The organism is Vibrio hyugaensis, from assembly GCF_002906655.1.
GTDB lineage: Bacteria > Pseudomonadota > Gammaproteobacteria > Enterobacterales > Vibrionaceae > Vibrio > Vibrio hyugaensis.
The window spans coordinates 1,340,939-1,366,228 of sequence record NZ_CP025794.1 but is presented as its reverse complement, the minus strand read 5'-3'; the positions used below and the strand labels follow the sequence as shown (position 1 = coordinate 1,366,228).

The 25,290-nt window shown below is 44.9% G+C and carries 20 protein-coding genes; 10 read left to right on the top strand and 10 right to left on the bottom strand.

The window, feature by feature from the left end; all coding sequences use genetic code 11:
- Positions 1 to 129: 129 nt before the first annotated feature.
- The 3 genes from C1S74_RS06835 to cysZ all read right to left on the bottom strand — a co-directional run bounded on the left by C1S74_RS06835 (position 130) and on the right by cysZ (position 2,562).
- A complete protein-coding gene (locus C1S74_RS06835; protein WP_005436894.1) occupies positions 130 to 387 on the bottom strand; it encodes an HPr family phosphocarrier protein in 258 nt (85 codons plus the stop codon).
- A gap of 298 nt (positions 388 to 685) precedes the next feature.
- Positions 686 to 1,654, bottom strand: a complete 969-nt coding sequence (gene cysK, locus C1S74_RS06825) for a cysteine synthase A (RefSeq protein ID WP_038865751.1) — start codon at positions 1,652 to 1,654, stop codon at positions 686 to 688.
- Positions 1,655 to 1,818: 164 nt separating this feature from the next.
- Positions 1,819 to 2,562, bottom strand: a complete 744-nt coding sequence (cysZ, locus tag C1S74_RS06820; RefSeq protein WP_038865750.1) for a sulfate transporter CysZ — start codon at positions 2,560 to 2,562, stop codon at positions 1,819 to 1,821.
- 250 nt (positions 2,563 to 2,812) lie between these two features.
- Between cysZ and zipA the strand changes: the two genes are divergently transcribed.
- The 4 genes from zipA to C1S74_RS06800 all read left to right on the top strand — a co-directional run bounded on the left by zipA (position 2,813) and on the right by C1S74_RS06800 (position 8,192).
- Positions 2,813 to 3,748 carry a cell division protein ZipA gene (gene zipA, locus C1S74_RS06815; RefSeq protein ID WP_042604268.1) on the top strand — a complete coding sequence of 312 codons (936 nt, stop codon included), beginning with the start codon at positions 2,813 to 2,815 and terminating at the stop codon, positions 3,746 to 3,748.
- 90 nt (positions 3,749 to 3,838) lie between these two features.
- Positions 3,839 to 5,851: an NAD-dependent DNA ligase LigA gene (ligA, locus tag C1S74_RS06810; protein WP_045398971.1), complete on the top strand. Its 2,013-nt coding sequence runs from the start codon at positions 3,839 to 3,841 to the stop codon at positions 5,849 to 5,851.
- Positions 5,852 to 6,362: 511 nt separating this feature from the next.
- A complete protein-coding gene (locus C1S74_RS06805) occupies positions 6,363 to 7,748 on the top strand; it encodes a hypothetical protein (protein WP_045398974.1) in 1,386 nt (461 codons plus the stop codon).
- An 81-nt stretch (positions 7,749 to 7,829) separates the two neighbouring features.
- A complete protein-coding gene (locus C1S74_RS06800; RefSeq protein ID WP_045398977.1) occupies positions 7,830 to 8,192 on the top strand; it encodes a DUF2799 domain-containing protein in 363 nt (120 codons plus the stop codon).
- Positions 8,193 to 8,275: 83 nt separating this feature from the next.
- Here C1S74_RS06800 and C1S74_RS26520 read toward each other — a convergent pair whose 3' ends face one another.
- From C1S74_RS26520 to bcsE, 7 genes are all read right to left on the bottom strand, one after another.
- Positions 8,276 to 8,452 (bottom strand): hypothetical protein, encoded by a 177-nt coding sequence (locus tag C1S74_RS26520; protein WP_167391145.1) that lies wholly within the window; start codon positions 8,450 to 8,452, stop codon positions 8,276 to 8,278.
- Positions 8,453 to 8,538: 86 nt separating this feature from the next.
- Positions 8,539 to 8,718 (bottom strand): hypothetical protein, encoded by a 180-nt coding sequence (locus C1S74_RS06795; protein WP_082037700.1) that lies wholly within the window; start codon positions 8,716 to 8,718, stop codon positions 8,539 to 8,541.
- A 329-nt stretch (positions 8,719 to 9,047) separates the two neighbouring features.
- Complete coding sequence (locus tag C1S74_RS06790) at positions 9,048 to 9,509, bottom strand: NfeD family protein (protein WP_045398980.1); 462 nt, start codon at positions 9,507 to 9,509, stop codon at positions 9,048 to 9,050.
- Positions 9,510 to 9,512: 3 nt separating this feature from the next.
- Positions 9,513 to 10,433 carry an SPFH domain-containing protein gene (locus C1S74_RS06785; RefSeq protein ID WP_045398983.1) on the bottom strand — a complete coding sequence of 307 codons (921 nt, stop codon included), beginning with the start codon at positions 10,431 to 10,433 and terminating at the stop codon, positions 9,513 to 9,515.
- 152 nt (positions 10,434 to 10,585) lie between these two features.
- Positions 10,586 to 12,208, bottom strand: a complete 1,623-nt coding sequence (gene bcsG / locus C1S74_RS06780; protein ID WP_045398986.1) for a cellulose biosynthesis protein BcsG — start codon at positions 12,206 to 12,208, stop codon at positions 10,586 to 10,588.
- Positions 12,208 to 12,384, bottom strand: coding sequence for a cellulose biosynthesis protein BcsF (gene bcsF, locus C1S74_RS26405; protein ID WP_197065068.1), 177 nt, complete (start codon positions 12,382 to 12,384; stop codon positions 12,208 to 12,210). The genes bcsG and bcsF overlap by 1 nt, the downstream gene beginning before the upstream one ends.
- Positions 12,384 to 13,964, bottom strand: coding sequence for a cellulose biosynthesis protein BcsE (bcsE, locus tag C1S74_RS06775; RefSeq protein WP_045398989.1), 1,581 nt, complete (start codon positions 13,962 to 13,964; stop codon positions 12,384 to 12,386). Before bcsE ends, bcsF begins: the two co-directional genes overlap by 1 nt.
- Before the next feature lie 481 nt (positions 13,965 to 14,445).
- On the opposite strand from bcsE, the gene C1S74_RS06770 reads away from it, so the two are divergent.
- The 6 genes from C1S74_RS06770 to C1S74_RS06745 are packed head-to-tail and all read left to right on the top strand — an operon-like array spanning position 14,446 to position 25,186.
- A complete protein-coding gene (locus C1S74_RS06770) occupies positions 14,446 to 14,643 on the top strand; it encodes a hypothetical protein (RefSeq protein WP_045398992.1) in 198 nt (65 codons plus the stop codon).
- A complete protein-coding gene (bcsQ, locus tag C1S74_RS06765; protein ID WP_045398996.1) occupies positions 14,640 to 15,413 on the top strand; it encodes a cellulose biosynthesis protein BcsQ in 774 nt (257 codons plus the stop codon). The genes C1S74_RS06770 and bcsQ overlap by 4 nt, the downstream gene beginning before the upstream one ends.
- A 3-nt stretch (positions 15,414 to 15,416) precedes the next feature.
- Entirely contained in the window at positions 15,417 to 18,050 is a 2,634-nt protein-coding gene (gene bcsA, locus C1S74_RS06760; RefSeq protein ID WP_045398998.1) for a UDP-forming cellulose synthase catalytic subunit, read from the top strand.
- Positions 18,040 to 20,331, top strand: coding sequence for a cellulose biosynthesis cyclic di-GMP-binding regulatory protein BcsB (gene bcsB, locus C1S74_RS06755; RefSeq protein ID WP_045399000.1), 2,292 nt, complete (start codon positions 18,040 to 18,042; stop codon positions 20,329 to 20,331). The genes bcsA and bcsB overlap by 11 nt, the downstream gene beginning before the upstream one ends.
- Complete coding sequence (gene bcsZ, locus C1S74_RS06750) at positions 20,328 to 21,434, top strand: cellulose synthase complex periplasmic endoglucanase BcsZ (RefSeq protein ID WP_045399002.1); 1,107 nt, start codon at positions 20,328 to 20,330, stop codon at positions 21,432 to 21,434. Before bcsB ends, bcsZ begins: the two co-directional genes overlap by 4 nt.
- The gene (locus C1S74_RS06745) at positions 21,425 to 25,186 is read left to right on the top strand and encodes a cellulose synthase subunit BcsC-related outer membrane protein (protein ID WP_045399005.1); all 3,762 of its coding nucleotides are present in this window, start codon (positions 21,425 to 21,427) and stop codon (positions 25,184 to 25,186) included. The genes bcsZ and C1S74_RS06745 overlap by 10 nt, the downstream gene beginning before the upstream one ends.
- Positions 25,187 to 25,290: the final 104 nt, after the last annotated feature.

Below are 25,290 nucleotides of genomic sequence, written 5' to 3'. Positions count from 1 at the left end.
TAAGTTGGTCAACTTTATAAAACGGGAGAATAATGGGTGCGCTAACGAATAGTATTAGCTTAGTTTTGAGCCTATTTCCAACGAAGCCATTTTGCTTTCACAAAATGGCTTCTGAAATAGGAGACCGAATTAGTGTAGTTGGTCCATTAGAGCAACTAGGTGGTCTACTGCTTGCTGAGCTTGTGGGCCTTCAGCAGAGATAGTTACTAGAGTACCTTTTACTAGGCCTAGTGTTTGCAGCTTGAATAGGCTCTTAGCGCTAGCGCTTTTACCGTTAGAAGTCACAGTGATGTCCGCGTCGAATGCTTTAGCTTCTTTAACGAACTGTGCAGCTGGACGAGTGTGAAGACCGTTTTCTGCTGTGATTTCTACTTGCTTCTCGTACATGTGATATACCCCAATAAATGTATTTTTTTGTTAGTTTGTGACTGAGTTTTAGCTTAACTGCTTTACTTCTTGTGCGCTAGCACGGGAGAGTTCAAAGCGTGTCAGAACTGATACTAGTCAAAAGTTTGGTAATTACGCAACTGTTTGCGTGCACAATTACTTAGAAAACTTTTTGGTTTAGATTCTTTATTTTGAACCTAAAAATAAAACACCCTGATATTACCAAAGGTGGGGCAGGGATCAACAAAAAAGCCCCTGACCGGGGCTTTTTTAAACGAAAAATTGATTTGACCACATATTACTGTTGGTTCTCTTTCTCAGTAAAGATACCGGCAAATAGTGCTGTACTTAGGTAGCGTTCACCGGAGCTTGGAAGTACAGTTACAATTGTTTTTCCTTCAAATTCAGGAAGTTCCGCAAGGCGGTTTGCTGCCACTACTGCTGCACCCGATGAGATGCCAGCCAGAATGCCTTCCTCTTCCATAAGGCGCTGAGCCATCTCAATTGCTTCTTCAGAAGTCACTTGCTCAACACGGTCCAAAAGCTCTAAATCTAGGTTGCCTGGGATGAAACCAGCGCCAATACCTTGGATTTTGTGTGGTGCTGGTTGGATTTCTTCACCTGCTAGTGCTTGTGCGATAACCGGTGATTCTGCTGGCTCAACAGCGACAGAAGTGATTGCTTTGCCTTTTTCGCCTTTAATGTAACGGCTAGTACCAGTGATAGTACCGCCGGTACCAACGCCCGCTACAAATACGTCGATTTCACCATCGGTTGCTTCCCAGATTTCAGGGCCAGTGGTTTTTTCGTGGATCTCTGGGTTAGCAGGGTTGTTGAACTGTTGTAGAAGAAGGTACTTATCAGGGTTGCTTGCGACAATCTCTTCCGCTTTTGCAATCGCACCTTTCATGCCTTTTGCTGCTTCAGTTAGCTCCAGATTTGCACCGAGTGCTTTTAGCAGTTTACGACGCTCAAGACTCATTGACTCTGGCATAGTTAGCGTTAGCTTGTAACCGCGAGCGGCCGCTACGAATGCAAGCGCAACACCTGTGTTACCACTGGTCGGCTCTACTAGCTCAACACCAGGTTTAAGCGTGCCTGCTTTTTCCGCTTCCCAAATCATGTTGGCACCAATACGGCACTTAACGCTGAAGCTTGGGTTACGTGCTTCGATTTTCGCCAAAACTTTACCTTTGCTCACTTTATTCAAGCGAACAAGAGGCGTATTACCAATAGTAAGAGAGTTGTCTTCGTAGATCTTGCTCATAGTGATGTTCCTTCATTACACGATTTGTGAATATGATTAGAAGAATATGCGGTATGAAAAAAAGGGAAAAGGATTAAAAAGTTATATCTTATGAGGTTGGTCGAGAATTGAACAAAATAACAGAGGAGGCTTATTCGGCCTCCTCTGATTGATTCAAAACTGCGCTATTGCTGGTGTTTAAACTCAGCTACCCACATTGCAGTTGCACCACATACAGCAACAGGCATAACAATGAGGTTGAGAATTGGAATGGTGGTAAATACGGAAACCAAAACACCAAACCCATAAGCTTTACCTTGCTTTTGTTTCAATTTGTAACGCATGTCATTGAACGGCACTTTATGGTTATCAAATGGATAGTCGCAGTATTGGATAGCCAACATCCAGGCTGTGAAGAAGAACCATAAGAAAGGTCCAACCGTTTGACCCAGAGCAGGAATCAACAACAACAGGAATAAACCAATCGCTTTTGGCAATACATACAGCAGTTTTCGCCATTCACGAGCCATAACACGAGGTACATCTTTGACCAATGCTGCAAACCCATCGTCATTGACTTTCTGACCAGTCAGCGACTCTTCTACTTTTTCAGCAAGCAATCCGTTGAATGGTGCGGCGATAAAGTTCGCTAAGGTGCTGAAAAAATATGAAAAGGTGGCGAGAATCGTTAGGACGAGAATTGGCCACAAGAGGTAAGTCAACCAAGACAGAAACTCAGGGAGTTGCCCAATCCAGCCTTCAATCCAAGCGTCTAAGTGAGAGAAAAGATAGAAGATAGCACCACCAACTAGCAATATATTCGCCAGCAGAGGGAGAACGACAAAACGTCTGATCTCTGGAGAGAGCGCCAATTGAATTCCGTATAGGAAATAACCAAAACCGGTTCTTTGTTGAATGTTCGACTTCATATCTATTTTATTTCTTGTGAGTGAAAACTCATTGTACCTGTCGATACTTTTCTTTCAATGCCCTAACAAATGAGGTCTTGTAAAGTGGAATCGTGGCAAGAATCACAACAAAAAACGGAACTTCTTGCATTAAGTTGTTCTAAACCTGCATATAGTTTTGGTAAAGTAAACGCATCATTCAGATTTATTGCACTTGGGTTACTGCTCAAGGATGTGCGAGTAGTAAGAACAGGTAGATTGAGAGTAAATAATGCAGGAATTGCGATTCGTACTCATTGTTGTTGGCGCATTAGCCATCGCCGCATTGCTTTTTCATGGCCTATGGACAAGCAAAAAAGAAGGCAAAGCGAAGTTTGGTAACAAACCACTTGGTAAGTTGGATGTTGACCAAGAAGAAAAAGAACCTCAAGAACAAGAGCGAGATTTTGCTCCTGCTCCAGAAGATGATTTTGAGATTATCCGTAAAGATCGCAAGGAGCCAGACTTTGGGATGGAAAGCTCGTTTGACAACAAGTTCGCCTCAGACCCTCTGATTGATGATGTTCTTGATGTAAAAGAGAAAGAGCATAAAGAAGAACCTGAGATCCCTGCTTTTGTTGCAACTAAAGCGGAACAAGAGCCTGAGCCAGAAATTGTTGAGCCTGTTCAAGCGACGTTCGAAGAAGAGATTATCGAGCCAGTGTTCGAAGCACCTGAAGTTGTCGAACCAGAAATCGATGTTGCACCAGTTGTTGTAGAGCAACCTGAAGAGCCAAAACCAGAACCTGAAATGCAAGTCATTGTGTTGAACGTTCACTGCGCTGGCGATGAGCCGTTCATCGGTACTAAGTTGTTCGATAGCATGCAGCAAAATGGATTGATTTACGGTGAGATGAATATCTTCCACCGTCATGTTGATTTGTCTGGTAACGGTAAAGTGCTCTTTAGTGTCGCCAACATGATGCAACCGGGCACACTAGAACATGGTGACCCTGCTGAATTCTCTACCAAAGGTATCTCGTTCTTTATGACATTGCCTTGCTACGGTGAAGCAGATCAAAACTTCAACCTAATGCTGCGTATTGCACAACAAATTGCAGACGATATGGGTGGTAATGTCCTTGATGACCAACGAAACCTAATGACGCCGGACCGATTGGCATCTTATCGTCGTCAAATAGTTGAGTTTACTGCCGCTAGCGCATAATCTTAACACCAAATAAAGAGAGGGCTCCGTTAGGAGCCCTTTTTCATAGAATTCTCAACCTCATTTATTGAATACACACGGGGCTTTAATATGTCTGAACCAGTACTTCAGCGACTAGAAGAACTCAAAGAATCGTTGCATTACCACGCTGTTCGTTACTACGTGGAAGATAACCCTGAGATTCCAGATGCAGAATACGATCGTATGATGCGCGAGCTTATGGATATTGAAGCCGAACACCCAGATCTTGTTACAGTGGATTCTCCAAGCCAGCGTGTAGGTGGTCAGCCGTTATCTGAGTTCAGCCAAGTGACGCACGAAGTTCCAATGCTGTCTTTAGACAATGCTTTCGACGATGGTGAACTGGATAGTTTTCATAAGCGCGCTCAAGATCGTGTTCCTGACCAAACTATCAAGCAGTATTGCTGTGAACCTAAGTTAGATGGATTAGCTGTAAGCTTGCTGTACGAGAACGGTGTACTTGTACAAGCAGCAACGCGTGGTGATGGTGCGACAGGTGAAAATATTACTGAAAACGTACGTACTATCAGCGCGATTCCACTTAAGTTGCAAGGCAAAGACTGGCCTGCTCGTCTTGAAGTTCGTGGTGAAGTATTCATGCCGAAAGCCGGTTTTGACAAACTTAACGAGACTGCTCGCAAAAAAGGCGAGAAAGTGTTTGTGAACCCACGCAATGCAGCTGCGGGAAGCCTGCGTCAATTAGATTCGCGCATTACTGCTTCACGCCCATTGAGCTTCTACGCGTACAGTGTTGGTGTTGTGGAAGGCGCAACGTTAGCATCAAGCCATTACGAGCGCTTCCTTCAAATCAAATCTTGGGGTTTGCCAATATGCCCTGAAACCAAGCGAGTCTATAGCTTGGAAGAAGTGAAAGCCTACTATCAAGATATTCTGACTCGTCGTGAAGCATTAGCTTATGAAATCGACGGTGTTGTAATAAAAGTTGATGACATTGCTATTCAAGAGCGATTGGGCTTTGTTGCTCGAGCACCTCGTTGGGCTATCGCATACAAATTCCCGGCTCAGGAAGAAATTACAACGTTAAACGAAGTCGAGTTCCAAGTGGGTCGTACCGGTGCGATTACTCCAGTAGCGAAGCTTGAGCCTGTCTTCGTTGGTGGTGTAACCGTCAGTAATGCAACCCTACACAATGCAGACGAAATTGAACGTTTAGAGGTAATGGTTGGCGATGAAGTTGTGATTCGTCGTGCTGGTGATGTTATCCCACAAGTCGTTTCGGTGATCAAAGAGCGTCGCCCTGAAACTGCGCGAGAAATTATTTTCCCTGAAGCGTGTCCTGTGTGTGGCTCTCATGTTGAACGTATTGAAGGGGAAGCGGTAACACGTTGTACTGGTGGATTAGTGTGCCAAGCACAACGTAAAGAAGCACTAAAACATTTTGTTTCTCGTAAAGCCCTTGATGTTGACGGTCTTGGCGACAAAGTGATTGAACAGCTCGTTGACCGAGAAATGGTTGAGACACCAGCGGATCTGTTTAAGTTGTCGGCAGGAGTGTTGACAGTCCTAGAGCGCATGGGCCCTAAATCGGCAACCAACGTAGTTAATGCTCTTGAGAAATCAAAATGGACAACATTACCGCGCTTCTTGTACTCGCTAGGTATTCGTGAGGTAGGGGAGGCGACGGCTGCCAACCTAGCACAACACTTCAAGTCACTGGATTTGATCCAGGCAGCAACAGAAGAACAGTTAATTGAAGTTCAAGATATTGGCGTTATTGTTGCCAAACACATCACGACCTTCTTTGGTGAAGAGAAAAACCAGGTTGTTGTACAGGATTTGTTGAATCAAGGTATTAATTGGCCTGAGATTGCCGCTCCGCAAGAAGGTGTTGAGTTACCGTTAGAAGGCAAAGTTGTTGTATTGACGGGTACGCTTTCTCAGTTGGGACGTTCTGAAGCGAAAGAAGCGCTGCAGAATCTAGGTGCAAAAGTGACGGGTAGCGTTTCAAAGAAAACCGATATTCTTTTTGCTGGAGAGAATGCTGGCTCTAAGCTAGCGAAAGCTCAGGAGTTGGGTGTTGAGGTTAAAACCGAACAAGACTTACTCAATCTGATGAAATAACTGTCATCAAAAAAGCTAAAAAACAACTAAAAGCCCCAAATGACAGCCATTTGGGGCTTTTTCTTGCCAATTAAAAAGTGACAAAATTAGCGTCTATTTTCCTATTAAAATCATTTCAGTGATCAAGATCTCTCCTTTAATCTTTCCTCATATCTAGCCTTTACTCTGCGATCAACTTCAAATTGGTGTGGGCGGGTTTTGTTTAAGTATATGATCTATATATCTTTTATCTTAATTTGCGGTTTGGGTGTTAAAAATAAGATCTGGATCAATAAGTTATATGGAACTTTGGCGTTGGTCATATTTTTTTAGAAAAAAAATAAGTTCCATTTGGATGTTTTTAGATGCGAAGTTAGTCTTAGAAGCGTGGATACACGGTGTGTATGCAGGAACTAAAAAGAACCGATTTAGAAATATTGAGGTTTACTCAGGAATTTACTTCTCTCCTTCGGCGGCCAACTTAAGGTGAGATAGAAAAATACAGCTATATCCATTTTTAGGAGTTTTTTCCATGGACAAATTTTTTAAAGTATCTGCCCTTACTGCGGCAATGATGGGTGCGGTAGTTGCTGCCCCAGCAATGGCTGAAGATCCAGTAGGTCCAGAGTATGCAGGCGCAGTTTCAGAGTTTTTCTCTGAGTCTACTATTAGTGGTAACCTTAACTTTTGGATGCGTGCTCGTGACCGCGGTAACGTAGATGCAAATGGTAATGACACTAAAAAGGTAACGAACCTAGACCACGGTTCTATCTTTGCTAACCTAGGCTTTAACTCTGGCTACGTAGGCGGTGTTGCAGGTCTTGATGTTGTTATCTACAGCACATTTGACATGTGGCAAAATGGTGGTGCAGACCACGAAATGAACTTCTGGGGTGTAAACAACCCTTACGATAAAGAAGCAAAAGATAGTGCTTGTTCAAATGTGTGGACAGATTGTACTGACAACGGCGTATCATTCGCGACTGCTGCTGCTAAGTTTAAACTAGGCGACTCTGCTACTGCGAAACTTGGTTACTTCCAACCATCTGTACCTAGCTCTCTAGGTGTAAACTGGTCATTCGCTCCTGGTACTTACCTAGGTGGTGAAGTTGGCGGAAAAATCGGTGGTTTTGACCTAGGTTTGGTTGTTGCAACTGAATACAAAGCACCATGGTTCAAAGAGACTTACGAGTTCAGAACTACCAAGGGTAAAGACGCAGGTACACTTTACTCTCTAGGTGGTCGTTACACTCTAGACAACGGCATCTCTCTAGACGCTGCGTACGGTGGTCTATCTGATGGTGACCGTTGGAACGCTCACTTCAAAGTGAAGGGTACAACTGATGGCGGTCTATACTGGTCTCCTCAACTGTACATCGTTGACGACAGCGAACAGTACGACAGCACTGCATTCCAGCTAGCACTTTTGACAAGCTTCTCTTCTGGTCAGTACTCGTACCGTGCTGAAGCGACGTACACTGGCGCAGATTCAGGTGACCCAGCAAACGTTGGTAACATGTCTTACCGTCTAACTAGTCAATACGGTGGTTCAAATGGTGCTTACGAAATCTGGTGGAACAACCGTTCAGACTTTAACCACGATGAAGAGCTAGCGGTATTTGGTTCTGTGTCTCGTGACTTCTCTGACATCGGTGGTAAAGGCTTTAGCGCTGGTCTAAGTGGTGCTTACGGCTTTGGCTCATCAGCTCAAGGCTACGATGATCTTAGTGAGTACGCGTACAGCTTGTTTGCAAACTATGCAATCCAAGCAGGCGCTCTTAAAGATGCTAACATCAGCTTCTACTACACTAACTACTACAATGACACAAATGCTCCAAACTGGACTGGTTACTCTAACTTGTTCCAAGACGAGGAAGATTTCAAGCTAGCGTTAACAATTCCTTTCGCTGTTAAATAAGCGAACCGAATACGCTAAATAGTGTCTAAAAAGCTGAGCATATGCTCAGCTTTTTTTCTATCTAAGCTAAGGAGATAAAGAATGAAGAAGTTGTTACTCATCCCTTTTGTACTTTTGACTCTTCAGGCATGTACGAGCAGTCCTAGAACACCGGCAGAGTACTGGTATGGGCAAGGTGAACGTTTTGGGTCGAATGGTTACCAATACGATAATGATGTATTAGCGAATCTAAAAGAGAAAAAGCCTTTTGATGAGGTCTCATACAAAAAGGGTTATGAAGCTGGAAAAGCTGAGTATTGCGATCCTTTTAAGGCTTTTGAAAAGGGTATTCAGGGTGTGCGTTACACCGATCAATGTTCTGGTCAAGATCAAGAAGTGATGATCAAAGCGGAGTGGCAAAGAGGTTGGGATGCGTTTATCGGATCAGACTTCTATAAATTTTAGATGGTCTTTTATTTGGTTAACGAAGTTTATCTCTACTTTTTGTGAATATAGATAAACTTCGTTAAAGCCATTGATTGGCATGGTTATTTAAAAGTACCACCGTACATAGTACACAGCTCGCGGGGTAAATGTTTTACGGTTCCGTCGCTAAATGTACAATCAACACCTGCACCAAAAACATGTCCCGCTGAATTTTGAGCTAAAGAAATAGGTGAAGCGAAAATAAAACATGCGATAATTAAAGCAGCAATCCTTTTCATGGTGAATCCTCTCACTCATTAATTTTTTACCAGCTAACGCTGATTAATGATTTGTTATTTAGAATCAAAACTGATGTTCTAATGTTTTATTTTTTAATTGTGCCATCTTGGTGTTGGCACAATACGATAGGCATATAATCACTGGTTCCATCTGGCAGATAGCACTGCACGTTTGGTCCTGTAGCGCTGTTACCATTTGTTCCTGAATACGCAAATACGCTTGATGAGAACAAAATGACAGCGAAAAACGTCATTGTCTTTTTCATAATCCATCCTCTTACTTACCTTAAAAAATATAAGCATTTAACAGTTATGCTTATGCGTTAAGTATGTATAGAGACCTACAAAGATCAAAAATAAATTCAACGACCTTTTATTTTTTTAAATGAATTTAGATTGTTGAATATTAGATATTTACCGGTATGTATTTGATTAATTACTTTCTAATTAAACGTTCGGCAAAAAAAAGAGAGAATATTGATAATATTTATATTACTTAATTATTGTTGTTAATTTAAATAAGTGAATGAAATAAAAGAAGTAGTTAGCAAAGACAGGAAGTAGGGTGCTATGCACCCTATTACTTTGGCAGAGATCAGCGAGAAACAGGCTTCACTTTGAGGATAATACCCTCAACAGAGACAATTTCGACACGTGTACCGGCTGGTAAATCGTGCTCGCATTCTGCTGACCATGTGGTATCTGCCACTCTAAGTCGATTCATCCCAATCGTAAAATCGTCTTCGAGTGTTACGACTTGACCGATCAGCTGCTTTTGTTTTTGATTAAGATCTCTGGCTTGGTCACTCTTACGATCTTTGCTCCATTGTTTACGCCACCACAACCAAGTGGTGACTAGGCTGAATGCTGCAAAGGCTAACCATTGCATCTGCCAGCCTATAGGTAGCACAGATAAAATAGCGCCTACGATTAACGCTGAAATACCAAGCCATAGGAAGTAGCCAGCAGTGCCGAGAAGCTCAACAGCCAATAAAGCAAGACCAAAAGCAATCCAATGCCAAAAGGTGACGCTTTCTAATAAACTAAATAAGTCCATAGACTAGCCTTTGTCTTTGCTTTGTTGGAACATTTCAGCAATACCGGCGACAGATCCCATCAAGCCAGTTGCTTCGATTGGCAGCATAATGATCTTACCATTTTCTGCTTGGCCAATGCTTTTCAGTGCATCAGTGTACCCTTGAGCAATAAAGTAATTCACGGCTTTCACGTCACCTTTTGCAATCGCTTCAGAAACCATGTAAGTCGCTTTTGCTTCAGCTTGAGCAGCGCGTTCACGGGCTTCCGCATGTAAAATGGCAGATTGCTTTTCACCTTCTGCTTTTAGTATCTCAGACTGCTTTTGACCTTCGGCGCGCAAGATTTCTGCTTGTCGAACCCCTTCCGCCTCAAGAATTTCAGCACGCTTATTACGTTCAGCTTTCATTTGAGCATTCATTGCAGCGGTCAGATCGGCTGGTGGTTGAACGTCTTTGATCTCTATACGAGTAACTTTGACACCCCAAGGGTTGGTGGCTTGGTCAACAATAGATAGAAGCTTGGTGTTGATCATGTCACGCTGGCTAAGCATTTCATCAAGCTCCATTGAACCAAGAACGGTACGAATGTTAGTCAAAGTAAGGTTACGAATAGCATGTTCTAAATCGTTTACTTCGTAGGCAGCTTTGGCTGCATCGATGACTTGAACAAAACCCACGGCGTCGATAACCACATTGGCGTTGTCTTTCGAAATGACTTCTTGAGCAGGGATGTCTAAAACGCGTTCCATCATATTGATCTTCTGACCAATTCTATCGATAAACGGAATGATTAAGTTTAAACCAGGTTTCAATGTGTGGGTATAACGTCCAAAGCGTTCAACCGTCCAGTTATTCCCCTGAGGGACGGTTTTGATCGCAGAGGCGAGAATAATGATGGCTAGAGCAACGAATATACCGATGGTGATCAATGAGTCAATTGGCATGTGCTATTCCCTTAAGTGCATAATGTTTAATCCATTCTTACTTATTTGTGCTTATTAAACAATCGTAGAAATGAGAGCTTGAATAGATAACGGACAGAATAAAGGCCGGAATACTCCAGCCTTTATTATTGTTATTTGTTAACTCTAGAGCACTACTTGGTTGGGTATTCAATCCAACTGGTACCATCGAGGGATACGTAGTATTTGCCATCGACTTCAATCACGGTTGAACCGGAATTTTGTGCGACAACACGGGTTTCAGGTAAGTTGCCAGCTAACTTGCTAGGGCTGAATGACTTCTGCTCGTAAATGTTTTGCTCAAGAATGTTAGACACCAATTGTGACAGCGCTAAGTAGCTTGAAGGCGCTTTGACGTGCTCAGTACTACCTTGTCGCTGAATTCCTTCACCAAATACTTTGATACCTACTGGCGTGTGTACGATGGTTGGCGCTGGAATTTCACGCATGCCGGAAATCTGCATTCTATCACCACGCATGCCTGCACCATGTTCTGGAACTAAAGCGACAACAATATTGCGTTTAGATGCTTCGAGTTCTTTGAAGAACGCGTATAGATCGTCAAGTAAGTTCTTGAGTCGCTTTTTGTAACTCACCATCGATGTCGTTGAGTTGGCATTGATGATGCGGTTTCCATCGTGTAATGAAATTGAGTTGTACAAAGCGACCACTTTTTCATCGTCACTACTGATTCTTTGCTGCCACCACTTATCGAGTACTTGTTTGTCACGGAAGATAGCAGAACCGTCAAATGACTTCTGATATGGTTTGAATTCTTCTTGAGAGATTAAGTCCGTTTGCAGGTCGCCGTCTTTTTTGATCAACTCTAAGAAACTGTCGAATACGCCATTGTGATTCATTAACAGGTTCTCTTTAAAGCCCAGATTTTTAAGGTTGTCGAACAGATAGCATTGCTTTGGTGCAGGTTCAAACAGTTGGCTGTGTTGTTGTTGGCCACAACTCGCTCTCAATAGCCTTACAACGGCTGGTCCACTATAGGATGTCGCCGCGCTAAAGTTATCAAACATCACGTCAAACTCTTTGAACAACGGGTGATCGGCCAAACCAGCAATCTCAATGTCATCCCAAGCGACAGAACAGATGCTCAAGAACAGCAAATCAAACGGAGCATCTTGTGCACTATCAGGACTGAAAGATACACTTCGTGACGCTTCTTTCGCAAAGAAGTCTGCCGTCATACTATTGAGCGACTCATCGTTGATTCCTGTGACTTGAGGTTGTGTTGTTTCCGCTACTTCCGTGGTTGCTGGTGGAGCAGGCTGCGCTGTTTCAACGGTTACTGAACTCTCTGGCGTTTTTGGAATGCTGACATAAATCATCGCGATAACGACAAATACAGAAACGCGTAAAAACTTGCTAAGAATGTAATACGCTGCGCACAGGACAAACAACCCAAGCAATGCTTGAACAGAAATGAAGCGTCCCATGAGTTCGACAAGATAGCTAAACTCAAACTGCATCAACTGACCCGCCTGATCCCATAATCGCTCTAACGGAGGTAAGAAAGAGTCATAATGTAGGAGCCATGCAGCGATGATCACTGCGATAACGTGTCGCAGTACATTCAATGCTTTGACTGGCACAGGTAACAGAATAAAGAGTAAGAGCGCAAAGTTTTCTAACGGATGGAAATCGATTATCCCTTGAAGGAAAAGGGCAACTTTGGCAATAAAATAAATGTTCCACCAATCCAATCCAATCATGAATTGAGTTGTTTGTTTAGAATGTGAAGTCATCACTTATGCTTCTTGTTTTTGTTTACAGAAAGATCTTGTTCAAAATACCGAGCGCGTTTTAAGTATCGATTGTAGAGCTGTTTTATTGCTCTTACCGCATCACGCAGAAAATAACCTAGGAACAAACCCACACTTAGGCTTATACCCACGGTAAGCATAAAATCATCAATGTTCATCATTGCTCCTTAATGCTGATGGCTTTCTTTACTGCGAACAAAGCAGGCACTTCGGTCATCGGTTTTTCGTTTACCGCGAAGATTTGTTTTTCAGTGGTCAAGGCTGATACCTCGTCGGAAATACTGACCTCATCTTCTAGAATATGTCTGAGTTCACCCTCAATGTCATAATGTGTCTCGAAGGTACGCGTAGAGTGAAACAAATCTCGAGGCGGAAACTCGAATATATTGTTCAGTGCAACATCAATATCGTTATGACGTATTGCACTGAACAGGACGTAAAGTGCCTTATTACATGCTGTGACCACATCGCCATCTCTTCGGATGTGGCACAAACGAAGGCACTCTTCCGGACTCATCCCAGGCAGCAAATTCAGCTTAATGAGTGCAAAGTTCACATTGGACCGACTCGAACTGGCCATCACATCAGTACAGTATTGGCTAAAGTCTCCGTTATGTAGGTAGCCTTTACTGCCAAATTTAACGTCGTACTTTAGTAAGGCCTCTAAGCTTTGAGGCAACTCACGTGTTAACATTTGTCCTTGTATTGCTTCTACCTGAGTCATGAAGCGCATCTGCGGCACTTGAACTGGTGAGATCAGGTTAACTCCAGCGCGAAGCAAAAACTTTTCATCTGCGTATCGTAAACATTGCTCCGTTTCCCGAATAACAAGCTTTAGTTGGCGACCCCCTTTCGTGCGAAGTTGATAGCAATCCAATGCCAACTGTTGCACTTCGCTCTGGCTTGAGCAGTTGAAAACAATGGTTGATGCTCTTGGGCTGTCTAACATCTCTAATAGCTGCTGGTTATTTTCTGCTAGCTGCATTCCTCTTGGCACTTTTGTGTTGTCACCTAAGGCTTCTTTCGTAATGTAAAGTCGTTCGCTATCGGCTTTATCTTCCATGACGTCGTGTGCTTGTACTTTCTCGTAAGGTGTCGCGAGCAAGCTACCTCTATCATCAAACGATAGGATGTATTCTTCTTCTGATTTCACTCCGTGTCCGTTTGACCAAAAGTCTACGAAGTAGCTGTAGCGCGATTCATCTAATGCACTCATTGTTGCTAAGCCAGCAAGATATTGATTGTTCGTCAACAATTTGGGTTTGAGTACCGATGTCGCTAAATGCCCATAAATACATACATTGATAATGAGCGACTTTTTATGGGCTAATTTGCTTATTGTTGATAGGAATATGCCTACATCTTTGTCGCTGCAATGAGATAAAATCGAATCGGGAATAAACAAAATATAGTTAGAGTTTTTGGTGATATTCATTCTGTGAATATCTTTAGCAAGAACAATAGGGTCTAACTTCTTTTTTTGATTTTTATTACTGATAAAGTAGATCTTATCAAGATAACTATCAGATAAGTCTTTGAATTTTTTTGATGCTTCGCGATTTAGACCGGAGATAAAGGTTTCTTTGTTCGTGAAACTTGTAAGTAAAGTGTTGTGATTTTGGTCGGATGCACTAATTAAAAATTCAATTGTCATGTGTTTGTGAGAAAATAAATTGACGTATACGGATTTATTTCTTTGTTCACTGGTAATTGCGGGTAGACCGTTTATTAATGACATTAAAATGGCTCTTTAATCAGTTGGTTATATTCATTTTTCATTAATTTTCAAATTCCCCTGTATGGTAATCGTTACAGAAAAATCTGACATAATGACAAGAAAATGACGCTAAGATACTAAACGAAATTGATCAAAAATAAAATTAGATATAGCATTCTCTGCCTTGATGTTTATAAGTCTAAAATTATACATTTGCAAACCAATGTAATTAAATATTGCCTATAATTGTGGCTTATATGTCGCAAACAGATAATTACAACTAATCTTCATAATCTTAGTTTCTGAAGCCAAACATCATTTATGAATTTAATAATCATGTGATCAATGATTTAGGTTGTTCACATTTTTTCTCATTTTATAAATATGCGATGCACGGGTTAGGTGCGTCAAATTTTCAGCATCGTATTTGATACAAAATTGAAGTAGGACAGGGGGAGTCTCTACTTTTTTATCAAGTGCGCGGATAACGTGGAAAGATGTCGTGACAGAGCCAGCAAAAGACATTAATTCGATCTACTCTTCATATAACTTAACTCAGCATCAATATGTTGAAACGACTGAAGAAGAGTCGTATTTATATGTGAAAAGTAAGTGGTTGGTTTTCCAATCGAAGCCTACCAAAGGCACTGGAACTGGAATTAAAAACAAACAAGCAGGTCTTGAAACGGAAGCGATATGAAGCGTCTTCTTTTTGTTAGCCTGAGAGGCGGGTGTGGCTCAACCACAGTAACCGCAAACTTGACTCAAGCTTTAGCCAAAATTAATAAGCAGGTTCTTGCTATAGACGTGTCATCTGAGAACCTTTTGCGTCTTCATTTTGGGCTTCCTTATGAAGAGCAAGATGGTTGGGCTGGGCGTGTCTTATCTAATGATACTTGGGTAGAAGCCGGTTATCAGAGCCCTCAAGGCGCTTTGTTACTGCCATTTGGCGAATTGAACGCAGAACAAAAGCATCGGTTCGCTCAATCTTATCAATATCTTGAAGCGCTTGGTCGTTCAACTTTGCAAGTGACAGATGCAGAAAAATGGCAGCTGTTTCATGGTGATATGTCTTATCTCATGACTCCAGAAATGAACGCGTTTGTTGAGTCGATGGACATGGTTTTTGTGGTCATCAACGCTGACGCGATGAACTACGCGGCTCTGCAAACGGCAGTTCGAAACACTCCGGAAATCGGCCATATACTTGAGTCTGGCAAGCTGCGCTACATCCTCAATCAATACCAACCCGAGACCGAGATTGGTCGAGATTTTATGTTGGTATTTAAAAAGGAGCTGCAAGACTTGTTAGTGCCTGTTTTCATGCATCGTGATACGGCGCTGACTGAGTGTGTGGCTAACTTAACGACTGTTCAACACTACTCTCCGACCAGTCAAGCGGCGAAAGACTATCAGTCGTTGGCCTTTTGGTGTGTTTCTACTATTTCTGCTGCAACTTCTCAGGGCTAGTGCATGCGTAGCCTCAACCTTATCTTCCAAAGCTGGATAGTCGATCAATTTCAGTCGCACAAGCAGGCGTATGAGCAAGCTTGGGAATGCAAAACCAATTGGTTGGGCAACATTGTGCTTTCTGTTTGGTTTTCATTGAGCTTTGTTTTCCTAAAACCAGTGGTTGCCGGTGTCCCCTCTTGGAGATTACCGCTGATCTATTTCCCACAAGTTAACTATGCCGCTCCTCGCTTATTCGACCCGATTCGATTTGTTGTCCAGAGCATTTGGCTATTGTGCTTTAAGCAAAGTGTCGCGTCTGCTTGGTCTCATCAAGCCAGTGACGTAGTGACGCATCTTGCTGAGAAAACCCGTAATACCTTCTACTTGCCATTTGAACTGGTAGCGAAAAGCGTTCGTTGGTTAGAAAAGGCCGCAAACGAAGTTAAAGATCCTGAAGTTCGTGAACGCATGAAAGCCAGCAAACCTGCTATGGCCTTGAACTACGCATTGTTGTTTCTCGTAGTGTTGCTGGCGTTGCTCTGTTTTACGGTGCCATTTGGTTATCAGGCGCAGACCGTCTTTGTGCTGCTGTTGTGGGCGCTTGCCATGATGGTGCGACGCATGCCGGGGCGCTTTCCGACCATGTTGCTCATTATTCTTTCGGTGACAGCATCGTGTCGTTATCTCTGGTGGCGTTACTCATCAACTTTAAACTGGGACGATCCTATTGCACTGATCTTAGGGGGTATTTTGCTTTTAGCAGAAACCTATTCTTGGATCGTGTTGATGCTGGGCTACTTCCAGAATATTTGGCCGCTTAACCGCAAGCCAGTTTCAATGCCACAAGATCAGTCTACTTGGCCAACCATCGACTTGATGATTCCTACTTACAACGAAGATCTCGATGTGGTTAAAGCGACGGTATACGCAGCGATGGGGGTAGACTGGCCAAAAGAAAAGCTGAAAATTCACATTCTCGATGATGGTAAACGAGACAGCTTCCGTGACTTCGCAAAGAGTGTGGGGGTTAACTACATTCGCAGGCCAACTAATGAGCACGCCAAAGCCGGTAACATCAACTATGCGTTAAAGCAGACGGATGGTGAGTTTGTGGCGATCTTCGACTGTGACCACATTCCAACTCGAGCATTCTTCCAGCTCACTATGGGTATGTTTCACAAGGATCCGAAGCTGGCGCTAATTCAAACTCCGCACCACTTTTTCTCTCCGGATCCGTTTGAACGTAACTTGTCGAACTTCCGTAATGTGCCTAACGAAGGCAACTTGTTTTATGGGTTGATTCAAGATGGTAACGATTTATGGGATGCGACTTTCTTCTGTGGCTCGTGCGCCATTTTGCGCCGTGAGCCGCTTGAAGAAGTAGGTGGTATTGCAGTTGAAACCGTAACGGAAGACGCACATACGTCACTGCGCATGCACCGATTGGGCTATCGCTCTGCTTACCTTAAGCAGCCGATTTCAGCGGGTTTAGCGACTGAAACCTTATCAGCGCACGTCGGACAGCGTATTCGTTGGGCGAGGGGGATGGCGCAGATCTTCAGGGTCGACAACCCGCTCACCGGTAAAGGGCTGAAGTTGTCGCAGCGGCTTTGTTACGTCAATGCCATGCTGCATTTCTTATCCGGTATACCGCGTATTGTGTTTTTGATTGCACCTCTGGCGTTTTTGTTGCTGCACTCTTACGTCATTTACGCACCAGCATTGGCGATCATCCTGTACGTTTTGCCGCACATGATCCACGCCAGTATGACCAACTCACGCATGCAGGGTGACTATCGTTACTCCTTCTGGGGAGAAGTGTATGAAACCGTGCTTGCTTGGTACATCGCAAGACCAACCACCGTTGCTTTGTTTGCGCCTCATAAAGGGACATTCAATGTAACGGCGAAAGGGGGCTTAGTTGAAAAATCGCATTACGACTGGGTGATCTCTCGACCGTATTTGGTGCTCGTGGCACTGAATATTCTTGGTTTTGCCGTGGGCCTGTATCGAATGGGGTGGGGGCCCCAAGATGAGGTCGGCACTGTCATCGTGAACTTAGTATGGACGATGTACAACTTGCTGATCTTAGGTGCAGCGGTCGCGGTTGCGGTAGAAGCGAAACAGGTACGAAAAGATCACCGCGTGGAGGTGGCAATTCCTGTTGCGGTGAGATTGCACTCTGGGCATTTGATTCAAGCTCAGATGAAAGACTTTTCATTGGGGGGCGTCCGCATCGAAATCGATGGCGTTGACGAACAAACTTGCCAGTACTTACTCGGTCAGTCACTCGAAGTGATTCTGAATCGTGGTGGACAAGAATTCGTGTTCCCGATGACGGTTGCCTATGCTCATAAAGGCATGTTCGGTATGCAACTCAATGAATTGTCGCATCAACAACAAATCCAATACGTCCAATGTACATTTGCACGAGCTGATACATGGGCGAAATGGCAACAAGGCTATCAAGCAGATAAGCCACTATCGAGTATGCAAGCCGTTCTACAAGTCGGCTTTAATGGATACAAGCGCTTGCTACAACACTGCCCGAAATTTGTCGTGGTCAGTGTGGATGCACTTTTATTTTGTATCGAATTTATTTGGTCACTTCGACCTCGCTATGTCCCAATCAGGACCACAAGTCATGCTAAATAATAAAAAACTAACAGCGTTGACGACGGCAATCACTCTGATGTGTATGTCGGGCAGTCTCGCGGCACAAGAAGTAAAACAGCAATTGTCGGAACCCCAAGCTCAGCAACAAGACGCGGAAAATGCCACCGTCTTCAAGCGAGTCGTTCCATTTAGTCAATTGGGCTACAGCGGCTCAATTGCGATTCAAGGCAGTGAAGCGAACGCTTATGTTGGCTTTGGCTCTCGCCTTGATGAGGTGGTTTCAAAAGCCACGTTGTATTTTGATATTACGCCTTCGCCAGCGTTACTTGCCTTGGTATCGCACGTCAAAGTGTACTTGAATAACGAGTTGATGGGCGTGGCGTCTATCGTTGATGGCCAGCAGGGCAAAAAGCTCAGTCTTTCTATGCCACTGGATACGCGTTACTTCAGTAACTACAACCAAATTCGTTTTGAGCTGATTGGTAATACTCAAAAAGACTGTGCCAACCCGAATGATTCCAGTATTTGGGCCGAGATCAGCCAAAGCAGCCGCATCGAAATGTTCGTGCAAAAAACGCAGCTAGAAAGCGATTTGAGCTTACTGCCAGCGCCTTTCTTTGATGTTCGTGACTTTAGCCAACTTAATCTGCCTGTCGTGATGGGCGATAAATATGACTTAGACGAAGTGAAAGCCGCTGGTGTTTTGAGTTCCTACTTTGGCTCTTTAGCGGCTTGGCGCGGTGCGCAGTTCCCTCTGAGTTTCGACACTTTGCCAGAGCGCAACGCCGTGGTGTTTATCACCAACGACAACAAACCTGAATTCCTAAAAGATTTCCCAGATACGGATGGCCCGCGTGTACAGGTGATTACCCACCCAACCGACCCATACGTGAAGTTATTGCTGGTGATTGGTCGTGATAGTGCTGACCTAAACACCGCGGTACGTGGCTTGGCATTGGGTAACCAGATTCTTACCGGACCAATTGCCAAGATCAACGAGGTGAAGCAAATCAAACCTCGCGTGCCTTACGATGCGCCAAACTGGGTGAGCACAGATCGCCCAGTTGCGTTGTCTGAACTGGTTGAACAAAAGAGCATGCTGCAAGTGGAGGGTCGCACACCACCACCTATCAGCGTGAGCTTACGTTTGCCGCCAGATCTGTTTACTTGGCAGAGCCGCGGTATTCCAATGGATCTGAACTACCGTTACTCACCGCCGACGGAGGACCATTCTGGTTCCCGCCTAACGCTGAGCATTAACGACCAGTTCATTGAAGCCTTTAACCTGACCACGGCTGGCCAAGGTGGCGACTCTAACCGCGTCCGTGTGCCATTGTTGGATGACAGCATTCTGAGCAGTGACGACCGTGTACGTATTCCTGCATTCAAAGTGGGCAGCAAAAACCAGATCGATTTTGAATTTGGCTTTGCCTCTGTCACTGATGGCTTGTGTCAGGTGACTCAACCAAGCAAGCAATATGCCGTGGTTGATGGCGACTCTACGATCGACTTTAGCGGCTTCCCGCATTACATCGAAATGCCAAACATGCGAGCGTTTGCAACATCTGGCTTCCCGTACACACGGATGGCGGATCTGTCTGAAACCGCTGTTGTGGTGCCAAAAAACGCACCAAAAGAAGCACTACAAACCTTCTTGAATGTGATGGGTTCTTTGGGGGGCGATTCTGGCTACCCAGGCATCCAAGTATTGTTGACCGATAAGTGGGATGCTCAAGCGCTAAAAGATAAAGATATTTTGAGCATTGGTGTGGTGCGTTCGTTAGAAGAAGCGGCGAACGACCCAAACCAAGTAAATCTGGTGGTTGAAGCGGGCGAGCGCCAAATTCGTCTACCGAGCAAGAATGAACAACAGCTTGGTATGAACTGGATGAACCCAAGCGATGCTAACCAAGTGCCAGCTGATTATGTTTCAGTAGAAGCAGGCGGCTCCTTTGCTGCGATTTATGGTATGGAATCACCTTACACAAATAATCGCAGCTTAGTGTCTATCATGGCTGCTCATCCTGCCGATTTTGCTACGGTTGATGAAGCTCTCGCAGATTCGGGCAAAGTGGAGCATATGTTTGGTTCTGTGGTGACATTAAGAAACGATGAAGTCGCGAGCTATAACGTTGGTTCTCACTACTTTGTGGGTGAGCTGCCAGTGTGGCAATTAGTGTGGTTCCACTTCTCAAATCACCCAATTATCGTGGCATGCTTTGCTGCGTTATTGATGGTGATCGTGACTATTGTGCTTTGGCGTGTTCTGCGTCAGGTTGCTGCAAAACGTCTAGAGAAAACTGAGGAGGAAGAGGAATGAAAAAGCTGATTGCACTTATCATGCTACTGACTTCTCCTCAGCTGTTGGCAAACACGTGTGACTGGCCACAATGGGGCACATTTAAGTCGGTTTATATCGAAGAAGGTCGAGTCGTGGATGGCAGCGATGAACGCATGATCACCACATCGGAAGGCCAGTCCTATGCGTTGTTCTTTGCTTTGGTTGCCAATGATCAAAAAGCGTTTGCCGAAGTATTAAACTGGACTCAAGTGCATTTAGCTGGTGGTGACCTTACGGCAAGATTGCCAGCTTGGTTATGGGGCAGAAAAGCGAACGGCAGTTTTGGTGTGTTAGATACCAATGCAGCATCGGATTCCGATCTTTGGATTGCTTACGCTTTGGTGGAAGCGGGTCGATTGTGGGATAACTATTACTACCAATCGCTTGGTCATCTGCTTGCTAGTCGTATTCTACGAGAAGAGACTGTGACCATTGACGGTGTGGGCACCGTGTTACTGCCTGCACCAACAGGATTTGAGTTTGGTGAGCGCTACCGTGTGAATCCGAGCTATGTGCCGTTACAGCTGATTGCACGAATGGAAGCTCTGTATCCGCAATATTCATGGGATGGCATGTATAAAGCAAGCGCGCAAATGCTAACGCAAACCATGCCAAAAGGTTTCAGCCCTGATTGGGCAACGCTCAGCCAAGGCCAGTACAGTGCCGATTCGGTGACTGGGCCAATTGGCAGCTACAACGCCATTCGTACCTACTTATGGGCGGGTATGCTTGATGACCAAGTCGTAGAAAAAGCTCAGCTGATTCAGCAAATGCAGCCTTTTGTCGCAGCGACTAAAGCGCTCGGCGCACCACCACGAGAAGTGAATACAGAAACGGGTGAATACACTCAAGTTGGCAGTGCAGGATTTTCTGCCGCTGCTTTGCCTTTGTTGGCGGCGTCTGGTGAGTCTGAGCTGCGCAAAGCACAAGCAAGCCGAGCGCAGCAAGAGCTTTTCTCGGACAGAAACGACCACTACTACGACAATGTTTTGAGCTTGTTTGGCCTAGGCTGGCATCAGGCGCGCTATCGCTTTGGCAAACAAGGTGAACTGTTGCCTGCATGGAGCGAGCAATGCCAATAGCAAGACGTGCTTCGTGGTTGATCTCGCTGGCCATGATGGCGAGCGGGATTGCTCCTGTTTACGCACAAAGCTTTAGTTCAAAGCCGCTTAGCAAAGCGCAGTTAGCCGCAGTGTACCAACCAGTTGAAACGGTTCAGTTCTCGACATCTCTTGCTCGGGTAAACTCGGTGGAGTGGCTGGTTGAACAACTGAAACTGGCGGATGCAATAGGACGCGACGACATTGTTGAAAGTACGTTAGAGCGTTTGTTTGCGATTGAGGAAGGCAACCCGATTGGCTTGTATTACCAAGCCAATATGTACTTAAAGCGTAAACAGCCTGAGTTGGCTAAACAGACCTTTCAGCGTTTAACTAAACAATCGCCAAATTCTGCACAAGCCAAAGACTTGGCTGCCATCATGTCTCTTCAAGGAGATAAGAAAGGCGATTACCAACGAGCTAAGCTGCTTGCTAAATCTGGCCGTTACGAAGAAGCTATCCAAGCGTATAAAGTCATTTTTCCAAACGGTATGCCTTCTGCCGCATTGCAGTTAGAGTTTCTTCAGCTGCAAAGCAATCTTGATGGAAGTTGGCAGGCGGTAAAGCAAGGCTTAGAGCGCTTAAATGCAGACTACCCGGGTGTGCCTCAGTTTCAACTTGCATTGGCGAATCATATCCGCAAAGAGAATCCGGCTGACCCATGGATTTTGGATACCTACAAAAAGCTCGCTTTAGCGCCAGTGATTGGCAGCAGTGCGGCGACATCTTGGCTGCGTGCCCTCGATCAACTGCCAATCTCAGAACAAGTGGTTCAACAATACGCGATTCTAGCGAGTTACTATCCATCAGATCTTGAGATTCAACGCGCCAACCAAGGTGCGAAGAAACGTTGGGAAACCGAGCAAGATCTGCGTAAAGACCCAACCTATCTTGCCAAATTGAAAGGTCTCAAACTGCTGGATGAAGAGAAGACTGAGCAAGCTGAGAAGCAGTTGCGCTATGCGATGACGACGCGTCCGAACGACCCAGAAATATTGGGTGGTATGGGCAAGGTCTATCTGCGTAAAGGTCAGCAACAAAAGGCGCTTGAGTATTTTGAATGTGCACAGCAGCTAGATAAAGACCCAGATAGTGCTTCGAAATGGGCCACTTTAATTGAAACCTCGCAATATTGGGCTTATTTGGACCAAGGTGATGCGCTAGCTGAGAAAGGGCAGTTTAAACAAGCTGAAAGCCTTTACCGTAAAGCCATTCAGTCTGATAAAACACAGCCTTATGCTTTTACCTCTTTAGGGGCGCTTTACTTAGCACAAAAGAACTATGCCGCGGCAGATAAAGCTTATATCCAAGCACTAAAACTTGAAACGCTAAACGGATCTGCGTTACGTGGACGACTCGATGTTCGTATTGAGCAGCAGGATTGGGCTGGCGCGGCTTCACTTGCACAGCGTTTTTCTCCAGCACAAAAACAGGTGGTGTCTGAGAAAATCAATGGCATTCAATCTGAGATCATTCTGGCGAGATTGCGCATTGCGATAGCGAAAGATGACCAAGCAGGTATGCAATCTGCAGTGGAAGATTTGATTGAGCTAAAACCAACATCGCCGTGGTTGAGGCTAGATATTGCTGATGTTGTTCGCTCTATGGGGGATGAACGTCGTGCTGACAAGCTGATGTCTGAATGGGCGACGAACAGCACGGATCCGGAAATGAAGTTCGCGTATGCCTTGTACCTCGCTCAAGATTTTAAAGTAGATGCGGCGATTTCTGAGTTAGAAAGTGTGCCGAAACGCGAAGTTACCCCTGCCATGGAGCGTAACCTCACACGCTTAAAACTCAATGCTGATTTACAAGATTTATCCGCGCGTTATCAGGCCTCACCAAAGGCTGTCACTACCATGTTAACCTCGCTTGAGTCTCAATATGCTGGGCAAGTTCAACCTCTAGCAAGGCTTGTGAGTGCTTGGGTAGAGATTGAAAAGGTCGATGAAGCGCAGCGTATTTATCAAAGTATTCGCCCCTCAAGCAAATGGAATACCGACGAAAAACTCGCTTACGGCAGTATGATGGTGAGCTTGAATCAGTTTGACGATTTCGACCAATGGTACGAAGGCTTGGCGTTGAGTAAAGACCAGCAAGCAGTCAGTGCCTCTGAAGCGCTGCAATTTGATGAACTCAAAACACGTCGTACTTTAGCGCAAGCGGATTTGTTCCTCGCGAATCAACAACCAGAGCAGGCAATGGCTTTGTATGAACGTATCTCATCAAAACCTGAGCCATTCAAAACGCAAGCTCAGGTGGGGTTGTTACAAGTCAGTGCACAGAGTGGGGATGAGGCAACCTATCACGACTTACATCTGATCTTGAATAAGAAACGCGACACGCTGAATGCTGCTCAGTTGATGACGGTTGCTTCGGTATTCAATCAACTTGGTTACCGCAATGATGCGAACACCTTGAACCGCTTGCTCGATGATAAACAGGACGCTGACGCTCTGGCGTATCGAAACAGCATGTCAATTGCGATGGACAATCAGCAATGGACGTTAGCGGAAGAGCGCGGGCGTCAGGCACTCAATAGTGATCGAATTGAAAAAAGCGCAAAACCAGATGAAGCAAGTCTAGAGACGCTTACTTTGCGTGAGTTGTATGACACAGCGGATGACTACTGGCTAACGCGAAATGTTAAGTCGGACATCGATACGCTCCATGACCGCAGTGATGGTCATGTGCTTATTGGTTGGGATTACAGTGCGCGTGATGGGCGTAACTCATCCAACCAAGTGCCAATCGAAGCGCGCATTCCGATTGAATCACTCGATGGGCATCTGCTGCTTAGAGCGGATTACGTGTCTATTGATTCAGGCGAGCTAGATTACTACGAGAAGACAAACGGCTCTGACAGCACCTCATTCCAAGATGATGCGTCAGGTATGGCGCTGGGTGTGGGCTGGCAAGCCAAAGATTGGCAAGTGGATATCGGCACTACACCGATTGGTTTTGACCATACTACTTGGGTAGGCGGGGTCAGTGTGGATGGTGAGCTCGGGGACTTCGGATGGACAGCAGAAGCGTCTCGCCGACCTGAAACCAGCAGCACACTTTCTTACGCTGGAATGACAGTACCGAGTGGAACCAGTGATCCTCAAGGCAAAAAATGGGGTGGTGTAGTTCGAACTGGCGTTAAGATCAATTCGAGCTGGGATATAGGTGGCCCTTACGGCTTTTGGAGCAGCCTGCAATACCATGCACTGACGGGTGAAAACGTTGAAGACAATACTCGCCTTGGTGTGCTTGGTGGGGCTTACTACAAACTGATCGCAACGGACGATCAGCGCCTGAGCATTGGCACCAACTTGATGTACCTCGACTATGACAAAAACTTGGGCGAATACACTCTTGGGCATGGTGGGTACTACAGTCCGCAAAGTTATTTCTCTGTGTCACTGCCAGTGAACTATTACGGTCGCTACGACAGCACATGGTCGTATCAATTGAGTGCTTCCATTTCTAACTCATGGACAGAAGAAGATGCGCCTTATTTGTCTTCTGGTGATAGTTCTGAGCGCGGTGGCGGCTTTGGTGCATCGCTGCAAGCAGCCGTTGAGAAACGAGTGAGTAAACGTTGGTATATCGGTGCGCTGGTGGATCTACAGCGTTCAGAGTTTTATACGCCAAACCATTTCATGCTGTACGGAAAATACACCTTCAATGACCGCTGGCAGCCGATTGAATACCCACCTGCGGTACCTACGCTGTACAGTGATTTTTAGTACCAGTCTCTCTCGCGACGAGTATTTTAGGAATGGTAGAAACAACAAAGGCCGGAGTTTTCCGGCCTTTTCTATTTGATCTGTCCTGCTTTAAATCGATTCGC